Below are 8,436 nucleotides of genomic sequence, written 5' to 3'. Positions count from 1 at the left end.
ATGAAACCCAATAAATAACAATTCACAAAGGTATAACCCAACTTGCAATTCATCCACGACCTTGAAGAGGTCGTGGTATTCTTGCATCATTTAGATAAAACATTTTTTAGCATCTTAATAGAGGTTTACTTAAATAGTAAATCCCTTGTATAATTCTATTATTGAATAACATATATAAACTTAATTGATTTTAGAAAAAATAGGCAATTAAACAGTGCCCATCTCAGGGGAAAGGCCTCATGAAAACATAAGTTTTCAATACCCTTCATTGATTTGTTTATATTTAATCACCTTTAGTGAGGTGAAAATTTGAGTCATTATCTTCTACCTTTCATTAGAATCAGTATTGTCATGATATTCAGACAAGGAATATAATACAACAAATATTCACACACTATGTTTGAAAAGCATATAACCTGCTATTAATATAATTTAGATTTAACTATGAAAATGAATCTTCAAAGCTAAAACAAATTTAAAAGAAGTATTTTAAAAAAAAAGAAATTATTGGTCTTTTGAAGTCAAGTCTTCATTATAGAAACGGTAAAAATCGGCACAAAAGTCACAGATAGGATATTTTCCGTTACGGTAATAACCAAGTTCTGCCTTGTTCATGTCAAACTCTTTACCACAAATAAAACAGGTCTCTATTTTTTCTTCTGACATATTAAAACCTTAAAAAAAAAAGAAAAATGTAAGGTTAAACGAGTTTAACCTATATTGTATTTTTGCAAGAGTAAAAGCTCTTCAGTAGAAACTTTACCACCTTGTTTGAATTTTTCAAAGATTTCTTCAGCCCTTTGTTTTTCTTCACGGTTTTTGTTAGCGCCTGAAGATCCTTTCTTATCGGATTTTCTGCGTTTAGGTTTGTTGGAACCTAATTTCCTGTTGATTACGTGAATGTCACTTAAGATAGCTTTGAATTCATCGTGTTTAGCAGCAGCATCTCTACGTGCTTGGATGAATTTTTTGTGTGCGTCGTCTGCAGCTGTTCTGATGTCATCGGTTTTTCTGAAGTATTTAAGCATTTCTTCGTGAGCAGCTTGAGCTTTTTCTGAAAGTGCAATAACTTTTTCGTGTGCTTCTTCAGACTCTTTTCTTAACTCGTCAGCTTCAGCCTTAGCGGATTCATCTTCATGAATTTCCATCAATTGTTTTCTTAAGTCGTTGGCATTTTTAACAAGTTGGTTTTCTTTTTTAATGTCAAGAACACGAGTTTCAATGATTTTATCAATCTTTTTGATCTCGTTTTCTATTTTCACTTTGTTACGTTTACCAGAGTTCCATTCAAGATTTTTGATCTTAGCATTAGCTTCGTTACGAGCTTTTTTAGCAGCTTCAACTTCTTTGTTGATTTCATTACGCTCGTTTCTGTATTCGATAGCTTTGTTTAAGTTTTCTTTCAAGGATGCGTTTAATTCATCCCTGATTTTACGTTGTTCTCTAGCTTCTTTGTTGAACTCTTCCCTTTCATCAGCAACTTTGGAGATTTCAGCTTCTTTTTCATCTTTTTGTTTTCTTACACCTTCCATGGTGTCAGCGAGAACAAATTCAGGTTTTTCTTCTTTAGCTTCTTCCTCAGCTTCAGCTTCTTCAGCTTCTTCTTCAGATTCCTCTTCGGATTCTTCTTCAGCTTCTTCTTCGGTTTCAGCTTCAGCATCTTGAACTTCAGCTTCTTCAACGTCTTCAGCTTCTTGAGCTTCTACTTCTTCAACAGCTTCTTCTTCAGCATCATCAGTGGTTAATTGATTAAGGATTTCATCTAAGACTTTTGTCAAGTCTTTTTCATCTACTACTACATCAGCTATTTCTTTTACGGAATCTTTTGCATTGAATGCAATACCGCAGCCAGCTGATTCGATCATGGAAATGTCGTTAGCGCCATCTCCAACAGCAACTACATCTTCAAGTGTAATTCCTGCTTCTTCGACGTGGTCTTTCAATACGTCCAGTTTGGATCCGGATACTAAAGGACCAGTCACTTCACCAGTTAATTTACCTTCTTCGACTGTGAAACTATTGGTATAAACTGCGTCTACACCGAGTTTGTCTTTTACTTTTTCAGCCACTACATCAAAACTACCACTAATGATAGCTACATCTACATCATTTTCTTTTAATGCGTTGATGGTTTCTTCAGCACCAGACATTAATGGGAGTTCATCAGCGAGTTTTTCGATATCTTCAATAGAAGTTCCTTCAAGAAGTTGGACTCTATCTTTGATAGAAGTTTCAAAGTCAATTTCACCTTGCATAGCTTTTTCAGTAATTTCAGCTATTTCTTCTTCAACGTTTGCTAATTTACCTATCTCATCTATTGCTTCACCATCAATAATAACGTTATCTAAGTCAAATACTACAAGTTTAATCAATAATACCACCAATTATATTAAATCTAGCTCACTTAATCTATCGTAAGCTCTTTCGACGCCTAATTTAGCGTCACTTTTGGTTTTAGCACCGGTACATACGACCTTACCAGAACCAAATAATAATAAGACCACTTTAGGGTCGGATAACCTATATACTAAACCCGGAAATTGTTCAGGTTCGTATTCGGTATCTTCTAATTCCAAAGCTACTGCTTCTAGGTTCAATGTGGACTCTAGGTTAGCAGAAGCCACGATGTTTTGAATTTTAATATCGAATTCATGAGGAATTTCTGTATCGATAGTCCTCATTAAATCTACAGTCTTTTTGATTGCTAATTTAGAATCATCTATAGATTTTGCTCCAGTACAAACAAGCTTACCAGAGCTAAAAATTAATGCTGCTGTTTTAGGATCTTTAAGTTTAAAAACTAATCCCGGAAACTGTTCACGATTAAAATTAACCCCTTCTAAAGCTTCGGACACTTCGGTTAAGACGATGTCCTTTCCAATGCTTGCAGAAGCAACAATGTTTTCAATTTTAATATCAACATCGGTCAATTTAAAACCTCCAATTCATTTTTAAAAGTAGTAAGTAAAATTTAAGAAAACAAAAAATTAAGTTAAATTTTTACTAATAAAATATTTAATTTAAATAGTATATAAAGGTAGTGATTATTTCAAAATTTGGCAAAAAATTTAAAATTTTTAAAAATAATAAATTATCGAAATAACAATTCCTTTTTAAATAATAGGAAAAAACATGTATTGAAATAAGTAATTTATAAATGTTACTCTTTTTTAGTGTTAAATCTTCAAAATCAAATTGATAGAATTAGTTAAATACTATTTAAATAGATTGAAATCAAAATCGTTTTAGAATCATTATATTCCCTTAAAATTAAAAGAATGAATATGAATAACTCCATAAAATAACCATAGCCATGATTTGATGATATAAAAGAACAAGACCACTTAATTGAAAAACAATATCAGACATCCTAAAAATGATTGGAATTCAAACATTTGAAGGGTTTTTGATGCTTTCATGATAATTGCCCAATTTAATTAGATATATATAACAACTAACCCCTCCAAATATACCACCATGATTGAAGTTGAAGTCAAAGCAAGAATTAACAGCTTTAAGGAAATGGAAGAAAAACTAGAAAAACTGGGTGCCGTAAAGACCAAGGAGGAATTCCAGCAGGACATCTACTTTGCAAGCCCGATAGTCGATTTTGCCGAAACAGACGAAGCGTTGAGGGTACGTACAACCAACAATGACATATTCATAACCTACAAGGGCCCCAAACTCAACGATCAGGCAAAAACCAGAAAGGAAGTTGAAATGTCAATCGAAAGTGCCGAAAAGGCAAAAGACATTTTCGAGGAAATCGGTTTCAGCGAAGCAAGAACCGTCGAGAAAAACCGCCAGTACTACTCCTTTGAGAACTTTGAAATCTCACTTGATGATGTTTCAGGCCTTCCGCCATATATGGAGATTGAAATCAGCATGGATGACGGCGAGGACTACTCCGAGGCACAAAACAGGATTTTCGAAGTTTTTGAAAAACTGGGCATCACCGACGGATTTGAGAGAACCTCATATATGGAACTTTTGGAAAACTTAAATACTGACTAAAGACAAATATAATGTATTAAAAATTATAGAAGTGATATATTTGCAATATTTTATAAGTCATTATAACAAAGAAAGTGAAATCGCTTTCCCGGAAGATTTTATAATTTATGATACAACCTTAAGGGACGGTGAACAGACTCCAGGAGTTTGTTTCTCCCTTAACGACAAATTAGAAATAGCCAGAAAACTTGACCAGTTCAAGATACATCAAATCGAAGCCGGTTTTCCAATAGTCTCACAAAGAGAAAGGGAATCCGTAAAGGCAATAGCCAATGAAGGACTTGACGCGGACATTCTGGCACTGACAAGAACAAAGCCTGAAGACATCGATGCTGCACTTGACTGTGACGTGGACGGTATCATCACATTCGTTGGAACCTCAGACATCCACCTTGACCACAAGATGCACATTACAAGACAGGACGCAATCAACCTGTGCGAATCAGCCGTGGACTATGCAAAGGACCACGGACTCTATGTGGCATTTTCAGCAGAGGACGCTACACGTACCGACATCGAATTTTTAAAGCGCATTTATGGAAAGGCAGAGGAATGCGGAGCCGACCGTGTCCACATTGCAGACACAACCGGTGCAATCACACCTCAGGGTATCGACTATCTTGTAAGGGAACTTGTAAAGGATCTTGACGTCATGCTTGCGCTTCACTGCCACAATGACTTCGGTCTTGCTGTTATCAACTCCATCACAGGAGTTCTCGCCGGTGCAAAAGGTATCTCAACCACAGTAAACGGTATCGGTGAAAGGGCAGGTAACGCATCACTTGAGGAACTCATCATGGCACTTAAAATCCTCTACGGCAAGGACTTGGGCTTCAAGACCAAATACATTACAGAACTCTCAAACCTTGTATCCAATGCAAGCGGACTTCCGATTCCATACAACAAGCCTGTTGTTGGAAACAACGTATTCAGACACGAATCCGGAATACACGTTGATGCGGTTATCGAGGAGCCTTTATGCTACGAGCCATATGTCCCTGAACTTGTGGGCGGAAGACGCCAGCTGGTCTTAGGAAAACACTCAGGTTGCCGTGCGGTAAGGGCCAAACTCAATGAATGTGACCTTGACGTGACAGATGACGAGCTTATAGAAATCGTAAGACAGGTCAAAAAGCAAAGGGAAGAAGGAACCTACATCAACGACAAGGTATTCAGGGAAATCGTTAAAAACACAAAAAAATAGGTCATTCTTATGAACATTACAGAAAAGATACTATCCTCAAAGGCGGGCCATGAGGTGACACCGGGAGAGATTATAGAAATCCCGGTCGACCTTGCAATGTCACACGACGGAACCTCACCGCCTGCAATAAAGACATTCGAAAAGATTACCGACAAGGTATGGGACCCTGATAAGATAGCCATAATATTCGACCACAACGTTCCGGCAAACACCATCGGCTCAGCCGAATTCCAGAAGGTGTGCCGGGAATTCATCAAAAAGCAAAATATCACTAAAAACTTCATTCACGGCGAAGGAATCTGCCACCAGGTGGTTCCGGAAATGGGTCTTGTCGAACCTGGAAAGGTAATTGTAGGTGCAGATTCACACACATGCACCTACGGAGCGTTCGGCGCATTCTCAACAGGTATGGGTGCAACAGACCTTGCGATGGTATGGGCAACAGGAAAAACATGGTTCATGGTGCCTGAAGCGATAAAGATGAACATCACAGGAAATCTCAACGAATACATTGCACCAAAGGACATCATCCTCAAAATCATAGGAAGCATAGGAATCGCCGGTGCGACATACAAGACCGCAGAGTTTGCGGGAGATACCATTGAGAATATGGGCGTCGAGGGACGTGCCACCATGTGTAACATGGCAATTGAAATGGGTGCGAAAAACGGTATAATGGAGCCTAACAAGGAGGTCATAGACTACATTTGCCAGAGAACAGGAAAAAAGGCCTCAGACCTGAATGTTGTAAAATCAGACGATGACGCATCATATGAAAAGGAGCTTGACTTTGACATAACAGACATGGAGCCTCAAATAGCCTGTCCGAACGATGTGGACAATGTTAAAGACATCTCAAGGATTGAAGGAACCTCAATCGACCAGTGCCTCATCGGATCATGTACCAACGGAAGGCTTTCAGACCTGAAGGATGCGGCGGAAATACTGAAGGGAAGAGAAATCGACGACAGCATCCGTCTTTTAATCCTGCCGGCGTCAAGGGAAATCTACCAGCAGGCAATTCATCTCGGCTACATCGACACATTCATAGATGCGGGAGCGATAATCTGCAATCCTGGTTGCGGACCGTGCCTTGGAGGACACATGGGTGTCCTGAGTGAAGGAGAATCCTGCATTTCAACAACAAACAGGAACTTCAAGGGAAGGATGGGAGATCCCGCCTCAGAAGTTTACCTTTCAAACTCAAAGGTTGTTGCGGCATCTGCAATAACCGGAGTCATTACCAATCCGAAAGATTTGTAAGGTGGTAAAATGGACAAGAACGAAGCAAACAGAAGTCTTATAGATAAGATTACACAACTGGAACAGGAATACGGCGAAGAATTCTCAAACACACAGAAAATACTGTTAACAACCGACGGATCCATCACTGCAATCCTGGACGTGCTGTTCGGAAAAATCACCCTGACAACACTTGAACAGCATTTCGGCGAGGCCGAAAAGAGACATGCAGAACTGGTCAATGTCGAAGAGGGTGACAAGATAAACTTCAGGGAAGTCATAATGCACAGGGATGACAGACCACTGATATATGCGATATCACACATTCCGCTGGAGAGATGTTCAGATGACATCTGTGCCGACCTTGTAAGGGCAGACATACCGATTGGAAGGATATTGAAGAATTATCATATTGAATCAAGACGTGAAGTAAACAACATCTTCATTGAAAAGCCGAACGAAAGGCTTAAGGAGATTTTCAAAACCGATGAGGACATGCTTGCACGTGACTATGTAATCATCCACAATGACGAGATTCTGATGTGGATTAAGGAAGTGTTTCCAAAAAGTTATTTCAGGTGAATCAAATGGGTGTAAAGCTTAAGGATATAGTTGAACCGGAAAAAATCAATTTCAATGACCTTGAGGGAAGAGTAGTGTCAATCGATGCTTTCAACACACTATACCAGTTCCTTTCAACCATAAGGCAACGTGACGGAAGACCGTTGACAGACGAAAACGGAAATGTGACATCACATTTAAGCGGAATACTGTACCGCAATTCATCAATGGTTGAAAAGGGAATCAAGCCGATCTATATCTTTGACGGAAAGGCACCCGAACTTAAAAGCGAAACCCAGGCAAAAAGGCGAGAGGTCAGGGACGAGGCTGAAAAAATATACAAGGAAGCCCTTAAGGAAGGCGACACCGAAAAGGCAAGGAAATATGCCATGAGGTCATCCAAACTCTCACCGGAGATAATTGAATCATCCAAAAAGCTTCTGACATATATGGGAATACCATACGTTGAGGCAAAAGGTGAAGGTGAAGCCCAGGCTGCATATCTCGTCGAAAAGGGCGATGCCTATGCGGTTGCATCCCAGGATTACGACTGTTTATTGTTTGGAGCAAAAAGGGTTGTGAGAAATCTTGCGGTATCCTCAAACCTTGGAAACCTTGAATACTACCAGCTGGACCGTGTCCTAAGACAACTTGACATCACAAGAGAGCAGCTGGTCGACATGGGAATTCTTATCGGAACAGATTTCTGTGACGGCTTGAAGGGAATCGGTGCCAAAACAGCTCTGAAACTGGCACACAACGGAAAACTGGATGAAAAGCTCAAGGAACTTCAGAGCGAATCCACACATGACCTTGAAGAGGTCCGGGACATATTCCTAAAGCATAACGTCAATACTGACTATAAGATAAAGTGGAACAAACCTGATAAGGACAAGATAATTGAATTCTTATGCTTTGATCACGGCTTTTCCCAGGAACGGGTTAGCAAAGCTTCAGACAGACTTAAAAACCTAAGCTCATCACAGGGAAGCCTTGATGCATGGTTTTAATCTAATTTTTTGAAAATGCCACAACCTCGGCATTTTCTCTGCATTTTTCTTTTTTTTAAATCCACACATATTGAAAAAACCGGATGATGCAGAGAACAACTGTACGGTACATATACAATTATTTCCCAATATTTAATCGTCAAATTACTAATTTATACCCGATATGAAGTGAAAATATAACGACCGATATATTGCCATATTTTTTTAAATAAATGATTGTATGTCCTTCTTTAGCTCTAAATTCTACTTAAAATTCCTTATTACCTTTAATTAAGTTTAAAAAATTATAACTATAAAATACATTTTAGACTCTTTCAAAAACTTTGTTGATTTGAAATTTTTTGATGAAATTGGTTTGGAATTTTTAATTTTATCTAAAAATAGTTAAATTTAATAAATAGGTGG

Annotated in this window: 8 protein-coding genes; 5 read left to right on the top strand and 3 right to left on the bottom strand. The window is 38.4% G+C overall.

Translation table 11 applies throughout. From position 1 onward, the window contains the following. Nucleotides 1–504 precede the first annotated feature (504 nt). Genes QZV03_RS10890 through QZV03_RS10880 form a run of 3 tightly spaced genes read right to left on the bottom strand, consistent with a single transcriptional unit; the run spans nt 505 to nt 2,930 of the window. Entirely contained in the window at nt 505–666 is a 162-nt protein-coding gene (locus QZV03_RS10890) for a hypothetical protein (protein WP_296876728.1), read from the bottom strand. Nucleotides 667–710: 44 nt separating this feature from the next. Continuing rightward, the gene (gene serB, locus QZV03_RS10885; protein WP_296876726.1) at nt 711–2,372 is read right to left on the bottom strand and encodes a phosphoserine phosphatase SerB; all 1,662 of its coding nucleotides are present in this window, start codon (nt 2,370–2,372) and stop codon (nt 711–713) included. 12 nt (nt 2,373–2,384) lie between these two features. Further along, nucleotides 2,385–2,930: a TATA-box-binding protein gene (locus QZV03_RS10880; protein WP_295000137.1), complete on the bottom strand. Its 546-nt coding sequence runs from the start codon at nt 2,928–2,930 to the stop codon at nt 2,385–2,387. Between the two features lie 547 nt (nt 2,931–3,477). Here QZV03_RS10880 and cyaB point away from each other — a divergent pair. From cyaB to fen, 5 genes are read left to right on the top strand one after another with little or no spacing between them, the layout of a single operon-like run. Next, nucleotides 3,478–4,014 carry a class IV adenylate cyclase gene (gene cyaB, locus QZV03_RS10875; RefSeq protein WP_296876725.1) on the top strand — a complete coding sequence of 179 codons (537 nt, stop codon included), beginning with the start codon at nt 3,478–3,480 and terminating at the stop codon, nt 4,012–4,014. A gap of 40 nt (nt 4,015–4,054) precedes the next feature. Further along, nucleotides 4,055–5,218 (top strand): homocitrate synthase family protein, encoded by a 1,164-nt coding sequence (locus tag QZV03_RS10870; protein ID WP_296876723.1) that lies wholly within the window; start codon nt 4,055–4,057, stop codon nt 5,216–5,218. 9 nt (nt 5,219–5,227) lie between these two features. Then, nucleotides 5,228–6,481 (top strand): homoaconitase large subunit, encoded by a 1,254-nt coding sequence (hacA, locus tag QZV03_RS10865; RefSeq protein WP_296876721.1) that lies wholly within the window; start codon nt 5,228–5,230, stop codon nt 6,479–6,481. Between the two features lie 9 nt (nt 6,482–6,490). Then, nucleotides 6,491–7,042, top strand: a complete 552-nt coding sequence (locus QZV03_RS10860) for a chorismate lyase (protein ID WP_296876719.1) — start codon at nt 6,491–6,493, stop codon at nt 7,040–7,042. 5 nt (nt 7,043–7,047) lie between these two features. Continuing rightward, nucleotides 7,048–8,031, top strand: a complete 984-nt coding sequence (gene fen / locus QZV03_RS10855; RefSeq protein ID WP_296876717.1) for a flap endonuclease-1 — start codon at nt 7,048–7,050, stop codon at nt 8,029–8,031. Nucleotides 8,032–8,436 lie beyond the last annotated feature (405 nt).

The organism is uncultured Methanobrevibacter sp. (assembly GCF_902788255.1).
In the GTDB taxonomy this organism is placed as follows: Archaea; Methanobacteriota; Methanobacteria; order Methanobacteriales; family Methanobacteriaceae; genus Methanocatella.
Note: the sequence above shows the minus strand (reverse complement) of the source record. Positions and strands in the feature narration are given on the sequence as shown.

Coding starts and splice junctions, on each gene's coding strand:
- QZV03_RS10890 (WP_296876728.1), bottom strand. CDS start 666: ATGTCAGAAGAAAAAATAGAGACCTGTTTTATTTGTGGTAAAGAGTTT.
- cyaB (WP_296876725.1), top strand. CDS start 3,478: ATGATTGAAGTTGAAGTCAAAGCAAGAATTAACAGCTTTAAGGAAATG.
- hacA (WP_296876721.1), top strand. CDS start 5,228: ATGAACATTACAGAAAAGATACTATCCTCAAAGGCGGGCCATGAGGTG.
- QZV03_RS10860 (WP_296876719.1), top strand. CDS start 6,491: ATGGACAAGAACGAAGCAAACAGAAGTCTTATAGATAAGATTACACAA.
- fen (WP_296876717.1), top strand. CDS start 7,048: ATGGGTGTAAAGCTTAAGGATATAGTTGAACCGGAAAAAATCAATTTC.